The sequence below is a fragment of the Limnohabitans sp. MMS-10A-192 genome (genome assembly GCF_003063335.1).
Classification (GTDB): Bacteria; Pseudomonadota; Gammaproteobacteria; order Burkholderiales; family Burkholderiaceae_C; genus Limnohabitans_A.
The window spans coordinates 200,072-225,176 of record NZ_NERX01000004.1; the positions used below are offsets into that span (position 1 = coordinate 200,072).

Below are 25,105 nucleotides of genomic sequence, written 5' to 3' on the forward strand. Positions count from 1 at the left end.
AGGACGTCACTCACGATAACAAGATCACTGCGCGTTTGAGATCGCCGCTGCGGCCATGAGTTCTTTGCGCCGCTCGTGCAGGCTGCGCCAGCGTTGCTGGGCTTCGGGGTCTTGACCTGAGCTGGCCTGGGTCAGGGCTTCGGTCTCGAGTTGCTTCAAGCGGTCAATCAACATCATGTTGAGCAGCCTGCGCAGCTCTTGCCGGGCTTCTTGCGGTTCGGGCGGGGTGGCGTCTTCCTGACCGGCCACGGTGCCCAGATTGTCCTGGGCCATCCAGCGTTTGGCGTCATCGGCAAAGGCTTGGCCTTGCATCTCGCTTTGCAGTGCGGACCAGCCCAGTGCACCGTGTTCGTGGAACTGTGATTCCAACCATGCGAACAGCGTGCCATGCGGTTCGGGCAGGGCGCAGAGCATGGCGTGGTCTTCACCGGCCAGTGTTTCCCACAGCGCCATGTTGCTCAACAGCAGGCGCGCGGCGTGGTCGGCACGGCTGGCCGGTATGGTGCGCGGACCGGTGTAGGGCGGTGCTTGGTCGCGCTTGAAGCGGCTGTTGCCCTTGAAGCCGGGGGTCCAGTTCGGGTTCTTGCTTTTCCAGGTGCTGTTGCCGTTGGACGGCACGAAAGTGTTGGCACCCGACCAGGCCGGTGGCTCGCCGTAGTGCGGCTCAAAGTGGGGGTAGTCGTCGTGCCCTGCGCTGGCAGCCTGGCTGAAGGCGGCGTTGGCCGACTGGGGGGCGGACGCCGCTGCAGGGCGCGCAGCGGGTGCAAAGCGCTGGTCGGTGGCCGCTTGCTGGCCCCAGAGTTTTTCAAGGCCTGCTGTTTCCAGCTGGATCAGTTGGGCCAGCTCCGACAGCAATTGCTGCTTGAGCGCGCCGTCGGGCAGCAACTGCCACAGCGGGCGGGCTTGGCTGGACAATCGTGCGCGGCCTTCGGCGCTTTGCAGATCGCAGTCGGCGCTGGCCGCTTCGATCAAAAAGCGCGACAAGGGCATGGCTTGTTTGATCTGCTCGGCAAAAGCGTCCTGACCAAATTCGCGCACATAGCTGTCGGGGTCGTGCTCGGCGGGCAAAAACAAAAACTTGATGCTGCGCACATCGGTGGCGTAGGGCAGGGCACCGTCGAGCGCTTTGCGGGCGGCGCGGCGGCCTGCGCCGTCGCCGTCAAAGCTGAAGACCACCGCGTCGGTGAAACGGAACAGCTTTTGCACATGGTCGGGCGTGCAGGCGGTGCCCAGCGTGGCCACGGCGTTGGCAAAGCCCAGCTGGGCCAGGGCCACCACGTCCATATAGCCTTCGGTGACCAGCACATAGCCTGCGCTGTGCAGGGCTTCGCGGGCTTCGTACAGGCCATACAGTTCGCGGCCTTTGTGGAAGACCGGTGTTTCGGGTGAGTTGAGGTATTTGGGTGTGCCCGAGCCGATCACGCGTCCGCCAAAGCCGATGCACTCGCCTTTGATGTTGCGGATCGGGAACATGATGCGGTCGCGAAAGCGGTCGTAGCGCTTGTCGTCTTCTTCGTTCACGATGACCAGGCCCGACTCGGCCAAGAGCGGGTCGTCGTATTTAGGGAAGATGCTAGCCAAACTGCGCCAGCCTTCGGGCGCATAGCCCAGGCCAAAGCGCTTGGCAATTTGCCCGGAGAGGCCTCGGCCTTTCAGATACTCCACCGCACGGGGGGTGATCTTGAGTTGCTCGCGGTAGGCTTGCCCGGCTTTTTCCAGCACATCGCTCAGGCTGTCTTGCTTGGCCTTTTGCGCAGCCGCTTTGGCGCGGTCTTCGGGCGATTGTTGTTCTTCGGGCACCACCATGCCGGTTTGTTGCGCCAGGTCTTTCACCGCTTCGATGAAGGTCATGCCCGCGTGCTCCATCAGGAAGCCGATGGCGTTGCCGTTCTTGCCGCAGCCAAAGCAGTGGAAAAACTGCTTGGTGGGGCTGACGCTGAAGCTGGGGGATTTCTCGCCGTGAAAAGGGCACAGGCCCATGAAGTTGGCGCCGCCTTTCTTGAGTTGCACGTACTTGCCCACGACCTCGACCACGTCGACGCGGGACAGCAACTCCTGGATGAAAGACTGGGGGATGGCCATAAGGGGCTATTTTCGCCGATATGCGTGACCTCTTTCGGGGCAAACCAGCATGGATTTCAGCGCTGGGTCAGGCAAACTGTTCAACATCTGACCGTCAGCCGAAACAGGACCTCTCCATGACCGAAACCAAAGTCAGCATCTTCGACCAGGATTTGCCCCAAACCCCCGCCAACCACGCCCCCATCTCGCCGCTGAGTTTCATCGAGCGCACTGCCGAGGTGTACCCCAGCCGCTTGGCCATCGTGCACGGCGATTTGCGCCAGGACTGGGCTACCACCTACCGCCGCAGCCGTCAGTTGGCCAGTGCGCTGGCGCAGGCGGGCATTGGCAAGAACGACACGGTGGCCGTGATTTTGCCCAACACACCGCCCATGGTGGAGGCGCACTTTGGCATTCCCATGGCGGGCGCTGTGCTCAATGCCCTGAACACCCGACTGGACCCTGAAACCATCGCCTTCATGCTCGACCATGGCGAGGCCAAAGCGGTGATCGTGGACCCGGAGTTTTCGGGCACCATGAGAAAGGCGCTGGCGCTGCGACAGTCCAAGACACCGCTCTTGGTGATCGACGTGGAGGACGCGCTGTACACCGGCCCAAGTGAAAAGCTGGGGTCAGTGAGCTATGAGGGTTTTGTGGCCCGTGGCGATGCCGACTTTGCCTGGAGCCTGCCCGCCAACGAGTGGGACGCGATTGCGCTGAACTACACCAGTGGCACCACCGGCAACCCCAAGGGCGTGGTCTACCACCACCGTGGCGCAGCCACCAACGCGATCTCGAACATTCTGGAATGGGACATGCCCAAGCACGCTGCGTATTTGTGGACGCTGCCCATGTTCCATTGCAATGGCTGGTGCTTTCCGTGGACGGTGGCGGCGCGTGCGGGCGTGAACGTGTGTTTGCGCAAGGTCGATGCGCAGGCCATGTTCGATGCCATGCGCGACCATGGCGTGACGCATTACTGCGGCGCACCCATCGTGCACGGCTTGCTGGTCAACGCCCCAGCCGCCATGAAGGCGGGCGTGCCCGCCGGCATCAAGGCCATGGTGGCGGGCGCTGCGCCACCCGCATCGATGATCGAAGGCATGGAGCAAATGGGTTTTGATTTGACCCATGTGTATGGCCTGACCGAGGTCTATGGCCCCGCCACCGTGTGCCCCAAACACCCCGAGTGGGATGCACTGGACATTGGCGAGCGGGCCCGGCTGAACGCCCGCCAGGGCGTGCGGTACCACCTGCAGCGTGATGTGCGGGTGCTCAACCCCGAAACCATGCAGCCTGTGCCGCAAGACGGCGAGACCATGGGCGAGATCATGTTCAAGGGCAACATCACCATGAAGGGTTACCTGAAGAATCCCAAGGCCACGCAAGAGGCCTTTGCGGGCGGGTGGTTCCACAGCGGCGACTTGGCGGTGCAGTACCCGGACGGCTATTTCAAGATCAAGGACCGCAGCAAGGACATCATCATCTCGGGCGGCGAGAACATCTCGTCGATCGAGGTGGAAGATGTGCTGTACCGTCACCCCGCTGTGCTGGCCGCGGCCGTGGTGGCCAAGCCCGATGCGCGCTGGGGCGAGACGCCTTGCGCCTTTGTGGAGCTGAAGGCCGATGCCCAGGTCACAGCCGAGCAGATCGTGGCGCACTGCAAGCAACACTTGGCGGGCTTCAAGGTGCCGCGTGCGGTGGTGTTTGGTGAGTTGCCCAAGACGAGCACCGGCAAAATTCAGAAGTTTGAATTGCGCAAGCAGGCGGGGTCGGCAGAGGCCATCAATGTTTGAGTAGTCCGCTCATCTTGTCCATGCAAAAGGCCACCTCGCGGTGGCCTTTTTTTGCGACTGCGCTGCAAGCGTCATGCCTCATCGGAGATGGTCCAAGCGATCACTTTTTGCTTTTTTTCTTGCTTTTCTTGGCTTTTTTGGCCGTTTTCTTTTCAGCCTTTTTGTCCGCTTTTTTGTCCGCCTTTTGTGCGTGCTTTTTCTTCACCGGTGCTTCTGCTTTGGCTGGCGTTGCAGCCGCTGGCGCAGTCGCAGGTGCGGTGGTCACTGCGGGCACGATGGTGGGCACTGGGGCTGCAGCCGGTGCTGCAGTTTGAGCCATGGCGGCGGCAGCCACCAAGCTGCTGGTCAGAAGGGCACAGAGGGATTTGATCATGCGAAGCCTTTTGAATTTCGAAAAAAGTGAAGTCAACGACTTCATTATCCAAGTGGTCAGCGGGAAATCCGGGGCTGTCGTGGATTTTTTATTCGATGTCAAAAGCGTGTGTGCCGAATGCACCACGCGACCGATCCGCAAAGTAATGTTCCAGTGTTTCACGCACGGTGCGAAATGCCAGTTCATCCCAGGGAATCTCGGATTCACTGAACAGCTGTGCTTCCATCGTTTCATGGCCAGGGTCGAACACGTCGCTGGTCAGGCGGGCGCGGTAATACAAATGCACCTGGCCCACTCGGGGCACGCTCATCACGGTGAACAGGTCTTCCATGATGAATTGGGCGCCGGCTTCTTCTGTGGTTTCTCGGGCAGCGCCTTGCGAAGTGGATTCACCCAGTTCCATGAAGCCTGCCGGCAATGTCCATTTGCCCTTGCGCGGCTCGATGTTGCGTTTGCACAGCAAGACTTTGTCGCCCAACCATGGCACGGTGCCCACCACATTGAGCGGGTTTTCGTAGTGCACGGTGTGGCAGGCGGTGCAAATGGCGCGCTCACGGGTGTCACCGTCATCGGGCAGGCGGCGGGCGACGGGTGCGCCGCATTGCCGGCAGTATCGAATGGTGCGGTCAAACATCATGTGGGTGCTTCAAGTGTGTGGGCTGGCTGCAAGTCTAACCATTTCCCTCAGAAAAAAGCCTCCAGGGTCTTTGACCGTGGAGGCTTTTGTCGAGGCTGTATGGGATCAGGTCAGGTACGGGATCAGGAACAGCGTGATGCCCGGGAAGAACAGCAGCAGCAAGGTCCGGATGGTGTCGCTGATCAGGAAAGGCATGATGCCTTTGTAGCTTTCGCTCAACGGCACGTCTTTGGCCATGCCGTTGACCACATACACGTTCAGGCCCACCGGGGGTGCCAGCATGCCAAAGCCCACGGTCATCAGCACCATGATGCCGAACCAGATGGCGGTGTACTCCGGGGTCATGCCAAAGTCGAGCTTCATGATGATGGGGAAGAAGATCGGGATGGTCAGCAAGAGCATGGACAACTCGTCCATCACAGCGCCCAGCAAAACGTAGAGCAACAAAATGCCGGAGACCACCATCAATGGGGCCAGGTTCATCGAGACCACCAGTTCTGCCAATTGACCAGGCACCTGGGTGCGCGCCAATGAAGCGTTCATCACGTCAGCACCCATGAAGATCATGAAGATCATGGCGCTGCTCAGTGCGGTGGCGTGAAAGCAATTGAGAAATTTTTCCCAAGTCAATTCACGTTTCAAAAGGGCCGCCAAAAAAGTGGACGCTGCGCCAACAGCGGCACCTTCAGTGGGTGTGAAGTAACCCGCATAAATACCGCCAAAGACGATGATGAAGATGGTGGCGATGGGCAAAATGCCTTTGAGAGATTCGAGCGTCAGTCTTTCACGCTCTTCTTGGTCAGGTGCTTGACCAGGGACCAAGCGCACATAAATCGCGATGGCGATCATGTAACCCACCATCGCGATGATGCCGGGCATCATGGCGGCAGCAAACAGTTTGGCGATGTTCTGTTCTGTCAGGATCGCATAGATCACCAAGGGAACAGAGGGGGGGATCAAAATACCCAAGGTGCCGCCCGCAGCAAGTGTGCCTGTGGACAGGCGACCTGAATACCCGTGGCGTTTCATTTCAGGCAAGGCGACACCCGTGATGGTGGCGGCCGTGGCCACGGATGAGCCGCAGATCGCACCGAATGCACCGCAGGCGAGCACAGCGCCCATGGCCAAGCCGCCCTTGAAGCGACCCATCACCGCAGCAGCAAATTGAAAGAGGGCCTTGCTGATGCCGCCTTGCGTGGCGAAGTGGCCCATCAAGATGAACAAGGGAATCACCGACAAGTCGTAGTTGGCCAGACGGGCAAAGGCCAGGTTGTTCAGGAAGTTCAGGAAAGGCGATACGCCGGTCTGCAGGATGAAGCCGGCCGTACCGGCCAGGAACATGGCGCCTGCGATGGGGACGCGCACGATCATGAGCAGCAGCATGATGCCGAAAATCAGCAAAGCCAAAGTGATCGGGGTCATGACGAGGCCTTATCGTTGTTTTCAAATTTGGTGAGGACTTGCATTGCAGCAATGAATGCGGTGATTCCGAAGGGGATGCACATGCTGGTGAACACGATCCAGTCGGGGAAACCCAGCAGCATGGAGGCACCCATGGTCTCTTTGGCGTTGATGGCTGCAGCGCCGCAACGCCAGGCCAGCAACACAAAAATAATGGTCATGAACAGGTCGCCCAAGCGGTCGAGCTTGAAGTTGAAGGCCTCACTGCATTTGGCCGTGAAGAAGTCAACGATGATGTTTTCACGCTTGAGTTGGCACAGCGGCATGAACAGCGCAATGGCAGCGCCAGCGCCGACCCCAGTCAGCTCGAAGTCGCCGATCAGGGCGGTGTCGAAAAAGTTGCGGCCAATCAGGCTGTAGCAAGTCATCAGCATCAGGCCGGTCATGACCAACCCTCCCAATATGCTGCAGAGCCGGGCAATCCGCTCCAGAGAGTTTGAAAACATCATGGTGTTTGCAGGTATAAAAAAGGTGAGCGCAAGAACCAGTTCGACGGGTAGCGAAGACGCTGGCAAAGACTAAAACTATAGGCGATAAAAAAACCTGAGCCAGCTGCCATCAGCCTTTGCTCAGGTTCTCAGTCGTTGACTTACTTGGTGTATTGCTTGATCAGGTCGGTGGCAGATTGCAACATGCCCTTGCCGTCCATGCCTTTGCCGGTCATTTCAGCTACCCAAGCATCGTCCAGCTGGTCGGTGGCTTTTTTCCACTTTTCCAGTTCAGCTTTGGGGATGATGCTGATCTTCTGGTTGGCAGAAGCTTCGAACACCTTCTTGCTGGGCACGTCTTGACCTGCTTGTGTTTTGCCAAAGAAGGCAGACATTTCACGGCCAGAGTTTTTGTCGATCACGGCTTTCAGATCGGCAGGCAAAGATTCGTACTTGGCCTTGTTCATGGGGACCACGAACACGGTGGTGTAGAGCGCGTTGTAGCTGCGGTCGGTTTCTGCCGTGAAGTTGGTCAACTCGTTGACCTTCAGGCCAGGTGCCACTTCGTAGGGAATCACGGCGCCATCGATCACGCCCTTGGACAAGGCTTCAGGCACTTGTGGCACAGGCATGGCCACTGGCGTGGCACCCATCATGGCGACCATCTTGTTCACTTGACGCGTAGGGGCGCGCACTTTCATGCCTTTGAGGTCAGCCATGCTGGTGACGGCCTTGGACTTGGAATAGATGTTGCCTGGTCCGTGCACATGGACGGCCAGCATCTTCACGTCCTTGAAGTCTTCCTGTGCGTACTTCTGTGCAAAGTCCCAAGCGGCGCGGCTGGTGGCTTCAGCGTTGGTCATCATGAACGGCAACTCGAACACTTCGAGTTTGGCCAGTTTGGGTGTGTAGGCTTGCAAAGTCCAAGCCACATCGATCACGCCATCACGGGCTTGTTCATACAACTGCACTGGTGTGCCGCCCAATTGCATGGCAGGAAAGATGTCGCACTTCAGGCGGTCTTTGGAGTCACGAGCGATGTTTTTGCACCAGTCGCCCAGCATCGTGGTGTGTTGAATGGACTGTGGGCCCAGGAAGTGGTGAACTTTCAGTGTGACGGTCTGAGCGTTGACGCCCAAGCCCATGAGCGCCAAGCCAGCGGCGAAGGCGGTTTGTTTCAACAGTTGTTTCATTCAGAGAGCTCCTAAGGGGTTTGTCTTGCGATGGATCTTAAAACCAACCAAGCGGTCGGTTAATTGGTGTTTACCCAATGCCATCGGATCGGAATGACCTGAACATGAATTATGTTGCAAGTCAAATCGGAATTTATGCGGGTAAATACTGATATTTTGGATTTTTATGCACTTTTTTTCATTGTTGAACAACAATGCTCAAGCTGCCCAGTCCAGCCACTTGGCCCACCAGTCGATCACCTGGTACGACTGCTGCAACACCTTCGGGGGTGCCCGTGAAGATCAGGTCGCCCGCTTGAAGTTCCCAAGCAGCGGAGAGGTGCTCGATGGTTTCGGCAATGTTCCAGATCAATTTGGCCACGCTGCTGCGTTGACGGTCGACGCCATTGACTTGCAGACTGATCTCGGCGTTGTTCACATCACCAGCCTTGGCTTTTGGGGTGATGGGGCCGATGGGGCCTGATTGGTCAAACGCTTTGCCGATGCACCAAGGTCGGCCTTGTTTTTTCATGTCGTTTTGCAGATCGCGGCGTGTCATGTCCAAGCCCACGGCATAGCCGTAGATGTGCTTTTCGGCATCTGCTGCCTTGATGTTTTTGCCGCCCACACCGATGGCCACGACGAGTTCAATTTCGTGGTGCAGGTTATTGGTGAGGCTGGGATAGGGCATGGTGCCGCTTTGTCCCGCATCCACGACCACCAAGCTGTCGGAGGGCTTGAGAAAAAAGAAGGGGGGTTCACGGCCTGTGAAGCCCATTTCTTTGGCGTGTTCTTCGTAGTTTCGTCCTACGCAATAAACACGGTGTACCGGGAAACGCTCGTCTTGGCCTGTGACCGGCAAAGAAACTGGTGCTGAGGGTTCGAATACAAAACGCATGGTGACTTTCTGTGAAGGGAGGAAGGGCGTCGTGAAAATGTGTTCGTAAGTGGGCTTACTATAGAGGCTGGGCATCGCAATGCCGCCCCGCAATAACCCTAAAAAATACGGAAGCCTTGACAGCATGACGAAGCGTTTGGATGTGGCCACTGCACCTGGGCACCTGATTCGGCGTGCACAGCAGATAGCGGTAGGTATTTTTGCGCAACGCCTGGCCGAGGCCGACATCACGCCGGTGCAATTTGCCATCTTGAACGCCTTGCAAGACACACCTGACATTGATCAGGTCACCTTGGCCAAACGTGTTGCTTTTGATCCTGCCACCTCGGGATCGGTGATTGGCCGTTTGGAGTCCAAAGGTTGGCTGCGCAGACAGCCCCATGCCACGGACCGTCGGCGCAAACTTCTGGTTGTCACGCAGCAAGGCGTGGAAGCCTTGGCCAACATGCAGGCTGCAGTGGCGGATGTCCAAACGCAAATTTTGGCGCCCTTGAGCGCTGCCGACCAATTGCAGTTTGTCGATTTACTGACCCGCTTGGTGGCCGGTCATGAAGCGCAGTGAAGCCGATCAGGTTCTTGGATCAGGTCGACTGGAAAGTCAGGTTGAAATGTTCGACCTGCGGTGGCGCTGCAAAGAAGGGGCCGACGATCGCACGCCATTGGGTGAACAAGTCCGATTCACGAAAACCGACGGTGTGGTCTTCCAGCGTGTCCCAGAAAATTTGTAGCACATAGCGTTCGGGATTTTCAATGCCGTGGTTGACCTTGGCGCCGCGAAAGCCCTTGGCCTGGCTGGCGACCGTGCTCAGACCATGCTCGATGGCTTTTTGAAATGCGGCTTGCTGGCCTGGCTGGATGCGGATGTCTGCGATTTCGAGGATCATGGCGGACTTGAAAAGTTATTTGTGAAGAATTGACCTTAACCCAAATTCCAAAAGGTTGAGGTTGCTTGCGTGACTGATCAGGGATACGAAGTGCTTGCTTCAGGGTTTGTGCTTGGGGCGCGAAGCGTGCCAAACCAGCGCCGCAAACAAGGCTGACACGATGGCCAATGCCACTGTGCTGGTCATCCAGAAGGCGTCCACGCTGGGGCGCTGTGCCCAAGGACCGATGCCATGGTAGGCGAGGCGGTAACCGCCATACAGGCCAAGCCCCCAGAGCAATGTGGCATAGAGGATCAAGGGCGCCAAGGTGATCTCATAGCAACGCAGCAAGAAAGCGCACACGGCCTGTACCGCGTCTGCCAAGTGGTAAAGCGCGACCCAGCCCAGCCACAAAGTTGCAGCCTGTGCCACGGCCGCATCGGTGGTGAATGCTTGTGCAATGTCGGCTCGGAATGTGCCCAGCAAGCCTGCACCGAACAGTGCGGCCAGTATGGTCAGTCCGATCCCCAGGCCCGCTGCTTGGCGTGCCTTGTGTGCTTGCGCTGCGCCCAGCCAAAAGCCTGTGCGTGCGCTGCTGGCGATGCCCAGGGCCAGCGGCACCATGTACAGCACGGCAGCCAAATTTGCGGCAATTTGATGGCTGGCGGAAGACACGGCACCCAGACGAGCAATGAACAGGGCCATCAAAGTGAATGAGGTGACTTCCACCATGATGGACAAGCCGGCGGGCACACCCAGTTGCAGAAATCGCCAAAGTGCAGGCCACTGTGGCGCCTCCAGTTTTCTCCACAACTGGTACGGGTGGTAAATGTCTTGCGTGCGCAGCAAGTAAAGGCCAGTAAGACACATGAATGTATTCACGCCCAGTGTGGCCCAGGCACAGCCCACCACTCCCATGCCCTCGGTTTGGATGAGGCTCAGGTCAATGCCGAAGGTCAAAGCCCAGGACAGAGGAACTTTCACCAGCAAGGCACCTGCTTGCAAGAAAGTCACCAACCGGGGGTAACCCAAGCTTTGGTTGAGTGTGCTGTACATGCGAAACAGCAAGGAAGGCACCAGCGCGATGGCCAGTACCCGAAGGTAGTTGCGCACATCGGGCCAAAGCGCAGGGGGGACGTCGGTCCAGCTCAACCAAGGTTCGGGAAACCACAAGCCAGTGCAACCGATGAGGGCTGCACCCGCACAAATATAGAGTGCTTGGCGAACGGATTGGCCAATCTCTACCGAGCGGCCCGCGCCGCGCAATTGAGCCCATACCGGGAGCGCCGATTGAAGCAGGCCGTTGAGCGCCACATAAATGCTGATGTAAATCGATGAGGCCAGTGAGAGCACTGCCAAGGCTTGTGGACTGTAACGGCCGGCGATCAAGGTGTCGGCCACACCAAAGGCCATCACGGCCAACTGGCCGATGAGCACTGTGCCCGCGTGACGGGCGATGATGCCCAGCTCAGACATCGCTCAAGGCAGCGGCCGTGTTGGGCGAAAAATGACCATGCCTTCTTCTTTGCTCTGGACGCGGCGTGCTTTGCCAGCTGGTGTCCAGCCAAGCATTTGAAGCTTGGTTGACAGCAAGGGCAGGTTGGCACTGTCCACGATCAGCCAGCGGCATTCCGATTGGGGGGCTTGGGCTGGCATAAGTTTGACTTTGGCATGCCAATGAAAAGCCGTGCCTTGAGCCCTGGTGATCCCTGCATATTGCAGGCAGGCGATCGGGCCAGTGACGTCGGTGACTTTCTTGACCATCGGCGCATAGCTGCGCGAAAAATCAAGCATGGGCAACCACAGGCTCATGACCAGCAACCAGCACAGCACAGCACCACTGGCGGGCAGAACCATGCTTTTCCAGATGGCTGTGCGGTGATGTCCAATGCGCCATTTGACCAAAGCCAACCATGCCACTGTGGCGCTCAGCGCCAGCGCCAAGGTGGGCCATGAAAACTCCGGCGTGAAGCCCGGTACCAGTCGGGCGACGTTAACGGCCGGCTGGGCCGGTATACCCGTTTGGATGGAGATCCAGACGACCCAGACGATCAGGGCACACACGCTGAAAAACAGGAGGGTAAACCAGTCGATCAATGCGCTCAGACTGCGACGCAAGGTGGGCAATGCAAATGCGGCCAAAGTGGCCACTGCAGGCAGTGAAACCAGTAAGGCCCGATCGGACAGGCCAGTGAACCATGTGGCGCCAATGGTGACGGCCGCAAACCAAATAGGCAAACCCAAATGCGGGTAGCGCCAGCCTTGTGAAAGCTGATTGCGCCAGCGCCACAGGGACCACAGCGCAAGTGGCCAAGCAGGCCAAGTGAACCACATGATCAGTTTGGCGAGAACATGGACGTCCACCATCTGATGCGCGACCACGCGCCAGCGCCAAAGGTCCAGCGCCCCCGCCGTGGTGATGCACAGCAGACAAATCAATGCCAATGTGCCCAAGTCGAGCATGCTGAGTTTGCGTTGCGTCGGATCTTGATGGGCGACGGCGCGAATCAGTGAACCGCCAACGCCCAGCCACAAGGCCAAGCTGGGCGCCCCAGACAGTGTCAGTCCGAGCATGCCACCGGCGATGGCTATGCCGCTTGGGATGCGGTGTCGCGGTAACGTGGAGAGGCCGAAAAAAAGCAGTGAGGACAGACACAGCTGCGTTAGCGCCGGTGTCGTTTCGTGCGACAAACGTGCCAGCCCCAGGCAGGCCAACAGGGCCAATAAACCACCGTCAGCGAGTGCGCAAGCGTAGTCTTTGGGCTTGGCTTCTCCGCCAAAAGCAAAGGCGATGGGCTGTGCGGCAGGGTGACGTGCCAGCGCATAAACGGCATACCAAGTCGAGGTCAATGTGATCACCAGCATGGCCATGAACGGTATGCGAGCAAAAACATCTTCCCAGCCTGTGGGTGCCCAACGGATGGCGGCGGCACCCAGCCAATAGGGCAGCAAACTCAGGTTGTCGTCCACCTGTCCCAGCAAGGTGGGTCTGAGCCAACTGACCATTTCACCCAAAGCGGGTTGGGCCAGTTGGAGCATGTAGCCAAACGATTCGATGTCGTTGGATTTCCAGGGCGTACGTCCCCAAAAACCAGGCAGCACATAGGCTGCACAAAGCAAAATCAAAGCCAGGCGCGGCAGTCGGCGCACAGCATTTTGAGCAACGATGGCTGGGGTAGGGTGGTTCACAGAATCAGAAGATAGCAGGTCTGGAGGTTGTGAAAAGTGATTTCCCAATGCAACAAGGGCAGGCCGGTTGCCCGGACTGCCCTTGTGGGGATTGCGACCAGCCGATTATTTGCCGCTGGAAATCTTGCCGAAACGGTTGCGGAACTTCTCCACGCGGCCGCCCATGTTGTCCACCGACTTTTGAGTGCCGGTGTAGAAGGGGTGCGACTCACTGGTCGTGTCCAGCTTGTACCAAGGCAGCTCGCGGCCGTCTTCCATTTTGATCATCTCTTTGGTGTTGGCGCATGAACGGGTCACGAACTTGAAACCATTGGACATGTCTTGGAAGCAAACTTCACGGTAGTTGGGGTGAATGCCGTCTTTCATGGGGAAATCCTTTTATTTCGCTACGGTAGCCACACTTCAGCCTATCTGAGTGCACTTTCCGCAAAACCAATCGATTATAGGGCATCAACCGCCGCGTCGCATCATGTCGAAGAATTCAGAGTTGTTCTTGGTGGCTTTCATGCTCTTCAAGACCATCTCCATCGCTTCGATTTCGTCCATGTTGTACATGAATTGACGCAGGATGCGGGTTTTTTGCAGCACTTCGGGCTGGAGCAGCAACTCTTCACGTCGCGTGCCGCTGCGGTTCAAGTTGATGGCCGGGAACACGCGCTTTTCGTACAGGCGGCGTTCCAGGTGAATCTCGCAGTTGCCCGTGCCCTTGAATTCTTCAAAGATCACCTCGTCCATGCGGCTGCCGGTGTCGACCAAGGCCGTGGCGATGATGGTCAACGAGCCGCCTTCTTCCACATTGCGGGCCGCACCAAAAAAGCGCTTGGGGCGCTGCAGGGCGTTGGCATCCACACCACCCGACAACACTTTGCCTGATGAAGGCACCACGTTGTTGTATGCACGGGCCAGGCGGGTGATCGAGTCCAGCAAGATCACCACGTCTTTTTTCAGCTCGACCAAGCGCTTGGCGCGCTCGATCACCATTTCGGCCACATGCACATGGCGCGAAGCGGGTTCGTCAAAGGTGGACGAGATCACTTCGCCGCGCACGCTGCGCTGCATCTCGGTCACTTCTTCAGGGCGCTCGTCGACAAGCAGCACCATCAGGTGCACATCGGGGTAGTTGGCGGTGATGGCATGCGCGATCTGCTGCATCATCACCGTCTTGCCCGACTTGGGTTGCGCCACGATCAGTGCGCGCTGGCCGCGGCCGAGCGGGGCAATGATGTCGATCACGCGGGCGGTGATGTTTTCTTCGCCCTTGATTTCGCGCTCCAGACGCATCTGCTCTTTGGGGAACAGAGGCGTCAAGTTCTCGAACATGACCTTGTGTTTGTTGTTCTCGGGCAGGTCGTCGTTGACCTTGTCGAGCTTGGTCAGGGCAAAGTAGCGCTCGCCATCTTTGGGAATGCGCACTTCGCCTTCGATCATGTCGCCGGTGTGCAGGTTAAAGCGGCGCACCTGGCTGGGGCTGATGTAGATGTCGTCGGTGCTGGCCGTGTAGCTGGAGTCGGGACTGCGCAAGAAGCCGAAACCGTCGGGCAGGATTTCGAGTACGCCATCGGCAAAGACCTGTTCGCCCGCTTTGGCGCGCTTTTTGATAATGGCAAACATCAGCTCCTGTTTGCGCATGCGGCCGGTGTTCTCGATTTCGAGCGTGTCGGCTTGCTTCAGGAGTTCGGACACATGAAGTGCCTTGAGTTCGTTCAAATGCATGGGAGTTGGCCTGTATATCAACGACCCGTTGTGGATCGTCATCAGTGAACCGAGTGGAGGTGTTCAGAACCGGGCGTCGCCCGAGGTCAGGGGCAGGATCGACCGGTGAGTAAGGCGGGTTTCCCTGTTGGGGATGCCTTACGGAAATTATGACAGGTTTTTGGCAGGGCCAGAAAAAGAAAAACCGGGTACGAATGTCCCGGTTTTATCTGCTGGCCTGCGGTTCATGCCGCAGCCATGCGCCATCAGGCCAATTGCTGGTCGATGAAAGCTGTCAATTGAGATTTGCTCATGGCGCCGACTTTGGTGGCTGCCAGTTGACCGTCCTTGAAAATCATCAAGGTGGGAATGCCACGGATGCCGAACTTGGCTGGGATGTCGCGGTTCTCGTCCACGTTCATCTTGGCCACTTGCAGTTTGCCTTCGTAGGCACCAGCCACTTCGTCCAAGATCGGGGCGATCATTTTGCAGGGGCCGCACCATTCGGCCCAGAAGTCGACCACCACCGGTTGGCTCGACTGGAGCACGTCGGCGTCAAAACTGGTGTCGGTGATGTGTTTGATCAAATCGCTGGCCATGGCCTTTTCCTTGTGAACATTGAAGATGCGGCTAAAGTTGAGGCTATTTTGACAGAATCCAGACACGCGCATCTGTCACGCGTGTGTTGCCACCCTTTGTTTTGATGTCTTTGATAAGCCCAATACCCACAGTTACAACCTCATCCGATCTTGCTGTTGATGTCGCCATCGTCGGAGGTGGCCCTGCCGGCCTGATGGCGGCAGACGTTTTGTCTCAGGCCGGGGTGCGTGTGCATTTGTTTGATGCCATGCCTTCTGTGGGGCGCAAATTTTTGCTGGCGGGGCGTGGTGGCTTGAACCTCACCCATTCCGAGGATTCAACATCGTTTCGCCATCGCTATGATGAAAAGGCTGTCCAAGTCGGGCGCTGGCTGGATGTCATGGATGCGCAAGCGGTCAGGCATTGGGCGCATGATTTGGGCATCGAAACATTCGTGGGTACATCCGGACGTGTTTTTCCGATCGAGATGAAAGCGGCCCCGCTGCTGCGGGCCTGGCTGTACCGACTGCGTCATCCCGCCTCGGGTGTGCCTGTGCAGTTCCACATGCGCCATCGCTGGCTGGGTTGGCAGGAGGAGCGCCTGCTTTTCGATCAATCTGCGCAAGCGACGACGCTGACTGTCCGTGCCAAGGCCACTGTATTGGCTTTGGGTGGTGCGAGCTGGCCGCGTTTGGGCTCCGATGGTGCCTGGGTGCCAGTGCTGGGGGCCCGAGGTGTTGCCGTGAATCCGCTAAAACCCGCCAATTGCGGTTTTGATGTGCTTGGGCGGTGCGATGCCGGTTGGAGCGATCACTTTCGGACCCGGTTTGCAGGCTTTCCAATGAAGTCGGTGGCGGTTTCAGTGCCCGCTTGGGCTGACGACAGTGCGCCAGCGCGGTTTTCACGCAAAGGCGAGTTTGTGGTGACCGAGTCAGGCATCGAGGGCAGTTTGGTGTATGCCGCATCAGCTTGGTTACGCAATGACCTGGAAGCCCACGGTCGGGCAGAGTTGCTGATGGACTTGCTGCCAGACAAGTCCCTGGAGCAGGTTTTGTCTGCGGTCAAATGGCCTCGGGGCAGTCGCAGTTTGTCCAGTCATCTCAAGAGCCGTCTGGGCCTGGATGGGGTCAAAATGGGGCTGTTGCATGAGCTGTGCCCTCCTGAGGCACTGAGCCAACCCGAAAAACTGGCGACTTGCATCAAAGGCTTGAAGCTGACTCTTAAGGCGGCCAGACCCGTGGAAGAGGCGATCAGCACGGCTGGAGGGGTGGCCTTCGAGGGGTTGACGGCGGGTTTGATGCTCCAAGATTGCCCTCATGTTTATTGCGCCGGGGAGATGTTGGACTGGGAGGCCCCAACGGGGGGCTACCTGTTGACCGCCTGTTTGGCCAGTGGCAAACAGGCAGCGCTGGATGTTTTGGAAAATATTTTCAAAAAAACTTGAGATCGATGTATTCCTAATGGTCTTGTGCTGCGTTGAGGATGTGTGAGTAACTTCATCCAATGAACGAGGTCGACATGACTCCAGATGCATCCAAAGAATACCAGTGTGCCGTTGAAGAGGCGGCCAACGCCTTCATGAAAGTGATGGCCCTGCGAGGTTTCAATGTTCGGGATTACCCTCAAAATTTTGTGGCCCAAGTGGCTCAGCAAACCCGTTTGGCGTTCGAATCCAACCGAACAGGCGCACACGCCAATGCGGACGCGCTGGTCGCGGAGTTGCTCCGCGCAGCGCCTCAGGCCCCCCGCTTGGTGAGCTCCAACAAGGTCAAAGCCTTGCCATTTCCTTCTTTGCGTCGCCGTATGGCTTGATTTGCCAAGGCCCACACCACCCGGTGGTGTGATTTTCAAAAAGGCGCCCATTCGGCGCCTTTTTCTTTGTGCGCCTTTGCTGGATGCACAAACAAAAATGCGCCCTAAGGGCGCATTTTTACAGGTGTTAGTTGACGAGCCTTGACCCCGGCACTGGCTCCACAGTTAGGGCTGCTTGGTTCCCCACCTGACCCGGTTGGCCGCTTCACCATGCGGGAAGGCCCGTCGCCTTCAATTGTAGGCGAGCTTGGGAGGCTTTCTGTGCCTGGCCGTACTTTTTCCCTTTTTATGCGCAGGACTTGATGCTTTGATGGCTGCATTTCCCGGAATGGCTTTGCGGCCCGATAGAATCAGAAGCATGTCTTACCTTGTTCTCGCGCGCAGATACCGCCCTCGCAATTTCACCGAAATGGTGGGGCAGGAGCACGTGGTTCAGGCCTTGACCAATGCCTTGGTGCAACAGCGTTTGCACCATGCGTATTTGTTCACGGGCACGCGGGGCGTGGGCAAAACCACGGTGTCCCGGATCTTGGCCAAATCGCTCAATTGCCAAGGTGCAGACGGGCAGGGCGGCATCACCGCTGAGCCGTGTGGCGTTTGCCAGGCTTGCCGTGACATCGATGCTGGTCGTTTTGTCGATTACACCGAGCTGGATGCCGCGTCCAATCGGGGCGTTGACGAGGTGCAAAGCCTGCTGGAGCAAGCTGTTTACAAGCCTGTGCAGGGGCGTTTCAAGGTCTTCATGATCGACGAAGTGCACATGCTCACCAACACCGCTTTCAATGCGATGTTGAAGACGCTGGAAGAGCCCCCTGAATATCTGAAATTTGTCTTGGCAACGACCGATCCGCAAAAGGTGCCCGTCACGGTGCTCTCGCGTTGCCTGCAGTTCAATCTGCGTCCCATGGCGCCCGAGACCGTTTTCGAACACCTGACACGCGTGCTGGCCACCGAACAATTGAGTGCTGAACCGCAAGCACTTCGCTTGTTGTCTCGGGCCGCACGGGGGTCGATGCGCGATGCCTTGAGCTTGACCGATCAGGCCATCGCTTTCGGCAACGGCCAACTGCAAGAAGCGGGCGTGCGTCAGATGCTGGGCAGTGTGGATCGTACCCATGTGTTGCAGCTCATCCGTGCTTTGGCCGAAGGCGATGGTGCGGCCGTGGTCGAGCAGGTCAATGCTTTGCGTCTGCAAGGCGTGTCTGCTGCTGCCACGCTGGAAGACATGGCGATGCTGTTGCAACGCATGGCCGTGATGCAGATGGTGCCTGGTATGGCACAAGACGGCGATGATCCCGATACTCAGGGTTTGGCCGATTTGGCCCACGCCATGCCCGCAGAGGAAACACAGCTGCTTTACAGCTTGTGCCTGCATGGGCGTCCCGAGTTGGGTTTGGCGCCTGATGAGTATGCTGCTTTGACCATGGTTTTGCTGCGCTTGTTGGCGTTCAAACCACAAGCAGGATCGGCTGAAAAAAAAAGTCCGCGAATCAGCCGTAGCCCAGTAACTGAAGTCCCGGCCACACCTGCTCAGCCATCTTTGGCGCCTTCGCCTGTAGTGGCTGTGCTCAGGCCAGCACCAGCCTCGCAGTCCCCACCAGCTCCCCCAGTCGCGTCACAAGCAGCGATTGCCCCCAGTTCTGCGCCTTCGGCAGCGCCTCCAATGGTGCCGGTGTCTGAGCCGCCACCTTGGGAGGATCTGCCCGACACCTCCGACTATCCCGGCGACGATGCAGCAGATGCGTTTGTGGCGTCCTTGTCGTCGTCTGTTCCAGTCGGGTCGAGTCTGCGTTCTTTGCCCGTGCGCGAAGCCTCTGACTCTGCCCGTGTGGATGTGCCCAAGACCGCGCCCGCCACACCCTTGCAGACCACCGCAGAAGGCGATGTCTGGTTTGGCGTGGTGCAGGGCTTGCTGGCGCAAGAAGCCATCACCGCGTTGGTGCGCGAATTGGCTTTGCAGTCGCAACTGGTGGCGCGTGATGTTGACCAGTGGATGCTGCGCATTGAGCGTGAATCCTTGAACCACCCGGCCAGCCGTGAACGCTTGCAAACGGCTTTGGCCGCAGCAGGGCATGGTCAAGTGCGCCTGCAAATCGAGCTCGGTCCTGTGCTCGACTGTCCAGCCAAGCGCTTGGCTGTCGCTGCTGCCGCCAAAATGGTGGCCGCTCAGGAATTGATTGAAAACGATCCGCTGGTGCAGACCATGGTGCGGGATTTCGGCGCGCGCATTGTGCCCGGCAGCTTGCAGGTGATCTGACCTTTTCTCACTGAAACAACTGAAATTGAAGGAAATTCCATGTTCAACAAAGGACAACTCGCTGGCTTGATGAAACAAGCGCAAGCCATGCAAGACAACTTGAAAAAAGCCCAGGATGAATTGGCCAATGTGGAAGTCGAGGGCCAATCCGGTTCGGGCATGGTCAAGGTCTTGATGACTTGCAAGCACAATGTGCGCCGCGTGACCATTGATCCGAGCCTGCTGGCCGATGACAAGGACATGCTGGAAGACTTGGTGGCCGCTGCATTCAACGATGCGGTGCGTCACGCTGAAGACGTGTCCCAGCAGAAAATGGGCAAGCTGACGGCTGGATTGCCACCGGGCATGAAACTGCCTTTCTGACCGTTCATCGAAAGCACTGCTGTTCATGGCTGATACCCACGCACTCGCCACTTTGGTTCAAGCCCTCAAGGGCTTGCCGGGTGTGGGCATCAAATCCGCACAGCGCATGGCATTTCAATTGCTGCAAAACGACAGGGCTACGGCGCGTCAATTGGCCGTTGCTTTGCAAAATGCAGTGGACAACGTCCGGCACTGTGCGTGTTGCCACACTTTCACCGAAGCAGAGCTTTGCGACACGTGCCAGGATGCGACGCGCGAGCGCAGTCAGTTGTGTGTGATCGAAACGCCTGCAGACCAGTCTGCGATCGAGCGAACGGATACATACCGAGGTTTGTATTTTGTGTTGATGGGCAAACTCAGTCCCCTCGATGGGATTGGTCCACACGATATTGGTTTGGCCAAACTCAAAAAAAGAGTGGGTGATGGTCTGGTGCGGGAAGTGATTTTGGCCACCAATTTCACGGCCGAGGGTGAGGCGACGGCACATGTCATCTCAGAGATGATTCGCCAGCAGGGTATCAAGGTGACCCGGCTCGCACGTGGCGTGCCTGCGGGCAGTGAACTCGAATATGTCGATTTGGGCACCATCGCGCATGCACTGGTCGACAGGCGCTGAGTTGGCAACCGCGTGAATGGTGCCAGGCGCTCGACCAACGACCCGTTCCAATACTTGCAATCCATTACGTGAAAACCCGCTCAGGATTGATCCTGATGCGAACTTATATCTGCGCATTTAAGCTCTGAACATCGAATCATCGGTCGTTTCAATGGGAGTGCAAAATTGTCGCGGTTGATCCGTCCACGACGTTTATTCATGCTGGCATCCTTGGGGTCGCTGGCCAGTGGCGCGTTGTCAGCAGCGGAGGCCCCACGCGCCAACTTGCGGGTCAAAATCGCATTGGCAGCAAGGCAAAGCCTCTACCATTTGCCTTTGACGCTGGCCGAGCAACTCGGGTATTTTCGGCAAGCGGGCTTGGTCGTGGAGTGGGTCTCTCAAGAGGGGGGCGGCAAAGCGTTAGGCAGCGTCATCAACGGCCAAGCCGATGTTGTAGCCGGCGCGTTTGAGCATTTGTTTGGCCTTCAGCAAAAAGGACTGGGTTACCAAGGGTTTGTGCAATTGGGGCGCGCGCCTCAGATTGCGCTGGGTGTGTCCATTCGCAAAGGCGCCGCCATGCGGTCGGTGATGGAACTCAAGGGGGCCCGCATTGGCGTTTCTGCCCTCGACTCGTCTACCCACTGGATGTCTTGCCAATGGTTGTTGCAGCACGGCTTGCTGCCCGAAGATGTGACTTTCGTGGAAGTCGGGACTTCCGCCAGCGTTTCAGAGGCCTTGCGCAACGGCATGATTGATGCCTTGTGCAACCCCGATCCTATGATGCATGGCCTTGAGCAAAAAAACGAAATCCGCATATTGGGGGATGCTCGGTCCATGACTTCAACGCGCAAGGTGATGACGAGGGATGTGCCTGGCGCATGCTTGTTCACACGGACTGAATTTTTGCAACGCCAGCCAGAAGTGGCTCAGGCCTTGAGCGATGCGGTGATCCACGCACTCAAATGGCTTCAGACGGCTGGCCTGACGGACATTTTGAAACATGTTCCTCCAGCGTACTGGATGGGTGACCGAGCGCTGTACTTGGGTGCTTTTGAGAAGCTGCGCGAATCGTACGCCATGGATGGTTTGTTTGACGCCGAGCCTGTACTCAATGCATGGCAGGCCCATGCCCGTTTGACGGGCTATGGTCCGATGAGTCGGCAATCACTTGAGCGTCTTTACACCAACAATTTTGCAGGCAAATCCAAACTCCGATTTGCCGTTTGAGCTTTGCTTCAGCGTTTGGCGAGCTTGGGTGCGGGTCGACGTGCCACGGGCGCAGGCCCTGTTTTCTTGTGCGTTGCGGGTTTGGCGCTCAGCCGTGGTGATTGGGATGTGGGCACCAAAACCGCCAAACTTTGGCCAGCGTTCAAATGGGCATTGGGTTTGAGCTTGTTCCAAGTGGCCATGCTTGCTGCGCTCACACCATGTCGGGCTGCCAGGCTGGCCAGTGAGTCGCCTTTGCGGGCGCTGACCATGATGCGGCGCAAGACAATTTCTGGTGCGAAGGCCAACTGGGCGTTGTCGGCTGTGTGTTCGGTCACATCGTTGTCCAGTTGTCCTTTGCGGTGGACCAGCAAGGTCGATCCAGCTTTGACCATCATGTTGGGCGGTATGCCATTGGCGGAGCGAAGCAGATCTGTGGGCATGTTCACCAAGTTTGCCGCTTCGTCGGCCTTCATCGTGCGGGGTGCTTGCCAAGCGGTCCAGGTGGCCAATCGTTGGTTGGCATGGTTTTGCAAGTTGATTTCAAAGCTTGTGGCGTTGTCCCAAGGCAGCAAGACCTGGGGTGTCCCTGCTGCAAGTATCACAGGGCGGTTCATCGAAGGATTCAAGGTTTTGAAGTCCTCAACACTGATGCCCGCCAGTCGTGCTGCGACGGTCACGTCAATGTCGCGGTCGATTTGCACGCTCTTGAAGAAGGGGTGATTCTGGATCAATGGCAATTGGGTGTTGAACGCTTCAGGTTGCGCCACGATGTTTTTGACGGCTTGCAACTTGGGGACGTAATAGCGCGTCTCGTTGGGCATGTTCAAGTCGCTGTAGGTGAGGGGCTTGCCTTGCGCTTTGTTGCGAGCCAAAGCACGACCGACACTGCCCTCGCCCCAGTTGTAGGCAGCCAGAGCGAGGTGCCAGTCGCCAAACATGCCGTAGAGTTTTTGCAGGTAATCCAGTGCGGCCCGAGTAGATTCAAGCACGTCACGGCGTTCGTCGCGAAAGAGATTTTGTTTCAAGTCGAAATACTTGCCAGTGGCCGGCATGAATTGCCACATGCCCGCGGCTTTGGCTGAAGACACAGCGTTCGGGTTGAAGGCCGATTCGATGAACGGCAGCAAAGCGAGCTCTGTGGGCATATTGCGGCGCTCGAGCTCTTCAACAATGTGAAAGAGGTATGGCCGTGAACGTTCGGTCATGCGCAAGATGTAGTCTGGCCGACTGGCGTACCACTGCTCTCGATTGCGCACGAACTCATCGTTGAGGTCTGGCATGGCAAAGCCTCGGCGAATGCGCTCCCAGATGTCCGTCGCGGGGGTCAGGCCCAGGTTGGCTCGGGGCTTGAGCGAGACAGGGGTGTCATTGCTGGTGACCTGCACGGTCTGGGCGGGCTTGGGCTTGACCACGGGAGCCTGCACAGGCGCTGGTGGCGATTCAGTGTTTGGCGCAGTACTTGCACAACCGGTGAGAAACAGGAAAAAACCTGCTGTCACCGCCAAAACGGCAGGACGACTTGAAGACCACATCTGAAAAATCAGGTTCATTTGAATTCGTTTTTCCATGCACGCAATGCGGCAAAGGTGGAGACATCGTCCACAGCCCATGCTTGGCGTTGCTGAACTGCTGTAGCCACGGGACGGCTGCGGCTTCGCAAAAAAGGATTGATTGCCAACTCGGTAGACAGGCTCACGGGTAAAGTGGGCAGGCCTTTTTGGCGCTTCTGTGTGCAGGTATCAAAGTAAGTCTGCAGTGCCGCATTATCAGGGTCAACCGCCAATGCGAATTTCAAGTTGGACAAGGTGTATTCGTGCGCCGGACAGACAAGTGTGTTGCCGGGTAAACCTGCCAAGCGGTCAAGAGACTTGAGCATCTGTGCAGGCGTGCCTTCAAACAAGCGACCACAGCCACCGGAGAACAAGGTGTCACCGCAAAACAGCAGGGGCGCTTGGTTTGCCTGTTGGGTCCAAAAAGCGATATGCCCTGCTGTATGGCCGGGGACATCGATCACTTGCAGACGAAGGCCATGCCAGTCAATCTCATCCCCATCTTGAACACCATGGACTGGCCGTGGCATGATTTCCATGGTGGGCCCATGCACTTGAGCTTGTGTTTTTTCTGTCAGCTCGATCAGCCCTGACGTGTGATCGGCATGGTGATGCGTGACTAGAATGGTGTCCAGTTTGATCGCGGGATTTTCTGCCAGCCAAGTCAACACCACGGCACTGTCGCCGGGGTCGACCACCAGGGCATGATGGTCATCGTGCAACAACCAAATGTAGTTGTCTGTGAATGCGGGCAAAGGGATGAGTTTCATGGAGTCCCCGATTATAGAAAGTAAGTATTCAGCCTCGTCTTGGCTGGGCCATTTGGGTCAGTCCGTTGCTGGACGCTTGCTGGCTTGGGAACAGACCCAAGCCGACGAACTGCTGTCCGATGTCTTTGGGTACCACGCCTTGCAATTGGGCTGGCCAGATTTGCACAGTTTACGAAGCAACCGCATGCCGCACCGTTGGTTGGCACAGACTGAATTTGAAGCCGAGTCCTCAGTCAATGCAAACACAAGCGGGGCCGATGCACCGATGCACCCGCATGTGGGTTTTGACAGCCGGGCATGGCCGTGGTCTGCCGATAGCCTGGATTTGGTCGTTTTGCCGCATGCGCTGGAAAGATCGGCCGATCCGCACGCTTGTTTGCGCGAAGTAGAGCGGGTCCTGATCCCGGAGGGCCAAGTCCTCATTACTGGTTTGAACCCCGTGAGCTTTTGGGGGTGGCAATATGAGCGAGCGCAGCGTAAAACGGGTGACCTGGGCAGTTTTGAGTCGCATCTGATTGGCTACCGGCGTTTAAGGGATTGGCTGCGTTTGCTTGGATTTGAGGTTCAGGTCAGCCGCTTCATGGGTTGGCCACCGGCTTTGGCCAGTGAACGCTGGATGCGGCGACTCGACCGATTGGATGCATTAGGGCAGCGCTGGTGGCCGATTTTGGGCGGTGTTTATTTGATTGTGGCCACCAAGCGGGTGTCCGGTAGCCGTTGGCTCGACGGTCGTCGCTGGCGCACTGTACGATCGCCCGCTGCAACTGCTGTGCCCTTGGCCAGATCAGACTCTCCTATCAGCGGCCGGACGGCCTCGAAAGATATCTCTTGAATCACGTTGTTATCCATACCGATGGGGCTTGCAAGGGCAACCCTGGTCCTGGAGGCTGGGGCGTTCGCCTGCAATCTGGCCAGCATGTCCACGAACTCTTTGGCGGCGAATTGGGTACCACCAATAACCGCATGGAACTCACGGCCGTGATTGAAGGTCTCAAAGCGCTCAAGCGGCCTTGCCAAGTCACGCTTTATTTGGACAGCGAATACGTTCGCAAAGGCATCACCGAGTGGATCCACGGCTGGAAAGCCAAAGGCTGGCGTACCGCATCCAAGCAACCGGTCAAAAACGTCGAGTTGTGGCAAGCGCTGGACCATGTGGTGTCCAGTGCGGGACACCGAATTGAGTGGCGCTGGGTCAAAGGCCATGCGGGAGACCCCGGTAATGAAAGGGCCGACGCCTTGGCCAATCAAGGGGTGGACAAGGTCCTCCAACGCTGAACTCTTGGCGTGTAAACCTCATGTAAAGAACTGAAAACACCGGTGTTTGGCTGCCAAGCCTGTCGTTTTCCCTCGCAGGAATCGGGCACAAGACTGTTACATTCGGAAACTGTTTGCGTCTTCAA

At 57.6% G+C, this 25,105-nt stretch carries 25 protein-coding genes and 1 other RNA gene; 10 read left to right on the forward strand and 16 right to left on the reverse strand.

Features of this window, described 5'->3' with window-relative positions; all coding sequences use genetic code 11:
- Window positions 1-24: 24 nt before the first annotated feature.
- The gene (gene dnaG / locus B9Z43_RS10210; protein WP_108325088.1) at window positions 25-2,082 is read right to left on the reverse strand and encodes a DNA primase; all 2,058 of its coding nucleotides are present in this window, start codon (window positions 2,080-2,082) and stop codon (window positions 25-27) included.
- Window positions 2,083-2,198: 116 nt separating this feature from the next.
- Here dnaG and B9Z43_RS10215 point away from each other — a divergent pair, with 116 nt between their 5' ends.
- A complete protein-coding gene (locus tag B9Z43_RS10215; protein WP_108325090.1) occupies window positions 2,199-3,857 on the forward strand; it encodes an acyl-CoA synthetase in 1,659 nt (552 codons plus the stop codon).
- A 100-nt stretch (window positions 3,858-3,957) separates the two neighbouring features.
- On the opposite strand, the gene B9Z43_RS17160 is transcribed toward B9Z43_RS10215, so the two are convergent.
- From B9Z43_RS17160 to B9Z43_RS10245, 6 genes are all read right to left on the reverse strand, one after another.
- Window positions 3,958-4,392, reverse strand: a complete 435-nt coding sequence (locus B9Z43_RS17160; protein ID WP_158270101.1) for a hypothetical protein — start codon at window positions 4,390-4,392, stop codon at window positions 3,958-3,960.
- Window positions 4,319-4,867 carry an NUDIX hydrolase gene (locus B9Z43_RS10225; protein WP_108325095.1) on the reverse strand — a complete coding sequence of 183 codons (549 nt, stop codon included), beginning with the start codon at window positions 4,865-4,867 and terminating at the stop codon, window positions 4,319-4,321. Before B9Z43_RS10225 ends, B9Z43_RS17160 begins: the two co-directional genes overlap by 74 nt.
- Before the next feature lie 105 nt (window positions 4,868-4,972).
- A complete protein-coding gene (locus B9Z43_RS10230; RefSeq protein ID WP_108325098.1) occupies window positions 4,973-6,289 on the reverse strand; it encodes a TRAP transporter large permease in 1,317 nt (438 codons plus the stop codon).
- Complete coding sequence (locus B9Z43_RS10235) at window positions 6,286-6,714, reverse strand: TRAP transporter small permease (RefSeq protein ID WP_233250074.1); 429 nt, start codon at window positions 6,712-6,714, stop codon at window positions 6,286-6,288. The genes B9Z43_RS10230 and B9Z43_RS10235 overlap by 4 nt, the downstream gene beginning before the upstream one ends.
- A gap of 203 nt (window positions 6,715-6,917) precedes the next feature.
- Window positions 6,918-7,949, reverse strand: coding sequence for a TRAP transporter substrate-binding protein (locus B9Z43_RS10240; protein WP_108325103.1), 1,032 nt, complete (start codon window positions 7,947-7,949; stop codon window positions 6,918-6,920).
- Between the two features lie 178 nt (window positions 7,950-8,127).
- On the reverse strand, window positions 8,128-8,826 hold the full coding sequence (locus B9Z43_RS10245) for a fumarylacetoacetate hydrolase family protein (protein ID WP_108325105.1): 699 nt from the start codon (window positions 8,824-8,826) through the stop codon (window positions 8,128-8,130).
- Between the two features lie 124 nt (window positions 8,827-8,950).
- Here B9Z43_RS10245 and B9Z43_RS10250 point away from each other — a divergent pair, with 124 nt between their 5' ends.
- Window positions 8,951-9,388, forward strand: coding sequence for a MarR family winged helix-turn-helix transcriptional regulator (locus B9Z43_RS10250; RefSeq protein WP_108325107.1), 438 nt, complete (start codon window positions 8,951-8,953; stop codon window positions 9,386-9,388).
- A 19-nt stretch (window positions 9,389-9,407) separates the two neighbouring features.
- Here B9Z43_RS10250 and B9Z43_RS10255 read toward each other — a convergent pair whose 3' ends face one another.
- The 6 genes from B9Z43_RS10255 to trxA all read right to left on the reverse strand — a co-directional run bounded on the left by B9Z43_RS10255 (window position 9,408) and on the right by trxA (window position 15,169).
- On the reverse strand, window positions 9,408-9,710 hold the full coding sequence (locus B9Z43_RS10255; RefSeq protein WP_108325109.1) for an antibiotic biosynthesis monooxygenase: 303 nt from the start codon (window positions 9,708-9,710) through the stop codon (window positions 9,408-9,410).
- Between the two features lie 99 nt (window positions 9,711-9,809).
- Window positions 9,810-11,165 (reverse strand): MATE family efflux transporter, encoded by a 1,356-nt coding sequence (locus B9Z43_RS10260; protein WP_108325111.1) that lies wholly within the window; start codon window positions 11,163-11,165, stop codon window positions 9,810-9,812.
- A gap of 3 nt (window positions 11,166-11,168) precedes the next feature.
- Window positions 11,169-12,878 (reverse strand): hypothetical protein, encoded by a 1,710-nt coding sequence (locus B9Z43_RS10265; protein WP_233250073.1) that lies wholly within the window; start codon window positions 12,876-12,878, stop codon window positions 11,169-11,171.
- A 105-nt stretch (window positions 12,879-12,983) separates the two neighbouring features.
- Window positions 12,984-13,244, reverse strand: a complete 261-nt coding sequence (locus B9Z43_RS10270) for a type B 50S ribosomal protein L31 (protein WP_108325113.1) — start codon at window positions 13,242-13,244, stop codon at window positions 12,984-12,986.
- 84 nt (window positions 13,245-13,328) lie between these two features.
- Entirely contained in the window at window positions 13,329-14,591 is a 1,263-nt protein-coding gene (rho, locus tag B9Z43_RS10275; protein ID WP_108325117.1) for a transcription termination factor Rho, read from the reverse strand.
- A 245-nt stretch (window positions 14,592-14,836) separates the two neighbouring features.
- Window positions 14,837-15,169: a thioredoxin TrxA gene (gene trxA, locus B9Z43_RS10280; protein ID WP_108325119.1), complete on the reverse strand. Its 333-nt coding sequence runs from the start codon at window positions 15,167-15,169 to the stop codon at window positions 14,837-14,839.
- A gap of 104 nt (window positions 15,170-15,273) precedes the next feature.
- On the opposite strand from trxA, the gene B9Z43_RS10285 reads away from it, so the two are divergent.
- Both B9Z43_RS10285 and B9Z43_RS10290 read left to right on the forward strand, forming a co-directional pair.
- A complete protein-coding gene (locus tag B9Z43_RS10285) occupies window positions 15,274-16,593 on the forward strand; it encodes a TIGR03862 family flavoprotein (protein ID WP_108325572.1) in 1,320 nt (439 codons plus the stop codon).
- A 74-nt stretch (window positions 16,594-16,667) separates the two neighbouring features.
- Window positions 16,668-16,961, forward strand: coding sequence for a hypothetical protein (locus B9Z43_RS10290; RefSeq protein WP_108325574.1), 294 nt, complete (start codon window positions 16,668-16,670; stop codon window positions 16,959-16,961).
- Between the two features lie 130 nt (window positions 16,962-17,091).
- Here the strand turns inward: B9Z43_RS10290 and ffs are convergent.
- Window positions 17,092-17,188: signal recognition particle sRNA small type (ffs, locus tag B9Z43_RS10295), an RNA gene on the reverse strand.
- Window positions 17,189-17,319: 131 nt separating this feature from the next.
- On the opposite strand from ffs, the gene dnaX reads away from it, so the two are divergent.
- The 4 genes from dnaX to B9Z43_RS10315 all read left to right on the forward strand — a co-directional run bounded on the left by dnaX (window position 17,320) and on the right by B9Z43_RS10315 (window position 21,403).
- Window positions 17,320-19,218, forward strand: coding sequence for a DNA polymerase III subunit gamma/tau (gene dnaX / locus B9Z43_RS10300; RefSeq protein ID WP_108325121.1), 1,899 nt, complete (start codon window positions 17,320-17,322; stop codon window positions 19,216-19,218).
- A gap of 39 nt (window positions 19,219-19,257) precedes the next feature.
- Window positions 19,258-19,581 carry a YbaB/EbfC family nucleoid-associated protein gene (locus tag B9Z43_RS10305; RefSeq protein ID WP_108325123.1) on the forward strand — a complete coding sequence of 108 codons (324 nt, stop codon included), beginning with the start codon at window positions 19,258-19,260 and terminating at the stop codon, window positions 19,579-19,581.
- 25 nt (window positions 19,582-19,606) lie between these two features.
- Window positions 19,607-20,197 (forward strand): recombination mediator RecR, encoded by a 591-nt coding sequence (recR, locus tag B9Z43_RS10310; protein ID WP_108325125.1) that lies wholly within the window; start codon window positions 19,607-19,609, stop codon window positions 20,195-20,197.
- Between the two features lie 198 nt (window positions 20,198-20,395).
- Window positions 20,396-21,403, forward strand: a complete 1,008-nt coding sequence (locus B9Z43_RS10315; RefSeq protein ID WP_108325127.1) for an ABC transporter substrate-binding protein — start codon at window positions 20,396-20,398, stop codon at window positions 21,401-21,403.
- A gap of 8 nt (window positions 21,404-21,411) precedes the next feature.
- On the opposite strand, the gene B9Z43_RS10320 is transcribed toward B9Z43_RS10315, so the two are convergent.
- Together B9Z43_RS10320 and gloB are read right to left on the reverse strand one after the other, a co-directional pair.
- Window positions 21,412-22,917, reverse strand: a complete 1,506-nt coding sequence (locus tag B9Z43_RS10320) for a transglycosylase SLT domain-containing protein (protein ID WP_108325576.1) — start codon at window positions 22,915-22,917, stop codon at window positions 21,412-21,414.
- Between the two features lie 14 nt (window positions 22,918-22,931).
- Complete coding sequence (gene gloB / locus B9Z43_RS10325; protein ID WP_108325129.1) at window positions 22,932-23,705, reverse strand: hydroxyacylglutathione hydrolase; 774 nt, start codon at window positions 23,703-23,705, stop codon at window positions 22,932-22,934.
- On the opposite strand from gloB, the gene B9Z43_RS10330 reads away from it, so the two are divergent.
- On the forward strand, window positions 23,704-24,537 hold the full coding sequence (locus tag B9Z43_RS10330; protein ID WP_108325131.1) for a class I SAM-dependent methyltransferase: 834 nt from the start codon (window positions 23,704-23,706) through the stop codon (window positions 24,535-24,537). The genes gloB and B9Z43_RS10330 overlap by 2 nt on opposite strands.
- The gene (gene rnhA / locus B9Z43_RS10335) at window positions 24,534-24,980 is read left to right on the forward strand and encodes a ribonuclease HI (RefSeq protein ID WP_108325133.1); all 447 of its coding nucleotides are present in this window, start codon (window positions 24,534-24,536) and stop codon (window positions 24,978-24,980) included. The genes B9Z43_RS10330 and rnhA overlap by 4 nt, the downstream gene beginning before the upstream one ends.
- The last annotated feature ends 125 nt before the right edge of the window (window positions 24,981-25,105 follow it).

Bases quoted from the DNA above. Each gene is read 5' to 3' on its own strand.
- B9Z43_RS10250 (WP_108325107.1), top strand. From the start codon at position 8,951: ATGACGAAGCGTTTGGATGTGGCCACTGCACCTGGGCACCTGATTCGG.
- rho (WP_108325117.1), bottom strand. From the start codon at position 14,591: ATGCATTTGAACGAACTCAAGGCACTTCATGTGTCCGAACTCCTGAAG.
- B9Z43_RS10230 (WP_108325098.1), bottom strand. From the start codon at position 6,289: ATGACCCCGATCACTTTGGCTTTGCTGATTTTCGGCATCATGCTGCTG.
- B9Z43_RS10285 (WP_108325572.1), top strand. From the start codon at position 15,274: ATGTCTTTGATAAGCCCAATACCCACAGTTACAACCTCATCCGATCTT.
- recR (WP_108325125.1), top strand. From the start codon at position 19,607: ATGGCTGATACCCACGCACTCGCCACTTTGGTTCAAGCCCTCAAGGGC.
- B9Z43_RS10260 (WP_108325111.1), bottom strand. From the start codon at position 11,165: ATGTCTGAGCTGGGCATCATCGCCCGTCACGCGGGCACAGTGCTCATC.
- gloB (WP_108325129.1), bottom strand. From the start codon at position 23,705: ATGAAACTCATCCCTTTGCCCGCATTCACAGACAACTACATTTGGTTG.
- B9Z43_RS10240 (WP_108325103.1), bottom strand. From the start codon at position 7,949: ATGAAACAACTGTTGAAACAAACCGCCTTCGCCGCTGGCTTGGCGCTC.
- B9Z43_RS10235 (WP_233250074.1), bottom strand. From the start codon at position 6,714: ATGACCGGCCTGATGCTGATGACTTGCTACAGCCTGATTGGCCGCAAC.
- trxA (WP_108325119.1), bottom strand. From the start codon at position 15,169: ATGGCCAGCGATTTGATCAAACACATCACCGACACCAGTTTTGACGCC.
- B9Z43_RS10215 (WP_108325090.1), top strand. From the start codon at position 2,199: ATGACCGAAACCAAAGTCAGCATCTTCGACCAGGATTTGCCCCAAACC.
- B9Z43_RS10290 (WP_108325574.1), top strand. From the start codon at position 16,668: ATGACTCCAGATGCATCCAAAGAATACCAGTGTGCCGTTGAAGAGGCG.
- B9Z43_RS10255 (WP_108325109.1), bottom strand. From the start codon at position 9,710: ATGATCCTCGAAATCGCAGACATCCGCATCCAGCCAGGCCAGCAAGCC.
- B9Z43_RS10305 (WP_108325123.1), top strand. From the start codon at position 19,258: ATGTTCAACAAAGGACAACTCGCTGGCTTGATGAAACAAGCGCAAGCC.
- B9Z43_RS10270 (WP_108325113.1), bottom strand. From the start codon at position 13,244: ATGAAAGACGGCATTCACCCCAACTACCGTGAAGTTTGCTTCCAAGAC.
- B9Z43_RS10245 (WP_108325105.1), bottom strand. From the start codon at position 8,826: ATGCGTTTTGTATTCGAACCCTCAGCACCAGTTTCTTTGCCGGTCACA.
- dnaX (WP_108325121.1), top strand. From the start codon at position 17,320: ATGTCTTACCTTGTTCTCGCGCGCAGATACCGCCCTCGCAATTTCACC.
- B9Z43_RS10320 (WP_108325576.1), bottom strand. From the start codon at position 22,917: ATGTGGTCTTCAAGTCGTCCTGCCGTTTTGGCGGTGACAGCAGGTTTT.
- dnaG (WP_108325088.1), bottom strand. From the start codon at position 2,082: ATGGCCATCCCCCAGTCTTTCATCCAGGAGTTGCTGTCCCGCGTCGAC.
- B9Z43_RS10330 (WP_108325131.1), top strand. From the start codon at position 23,704: ATGGAGTCCCCGATTATAGAAAGTAAGTATTCAGCCTCGTCTTGGCTG.
- B9Z43_RS10225 (WP_108325095.1), bottom strand. From the start codon at position 4,867: ATGATGTTTGACCGCACCATTCGATACTGCCGGCAATGCGGCGCACCC.
- B9Z43_RS10315 (WP_108325127.1), top strand. From the start codon at position 20,396: ATGCTGGCATCCTTGGGGTCGCTGGCCAGTGGCGCGTTGTCAGCAGCG.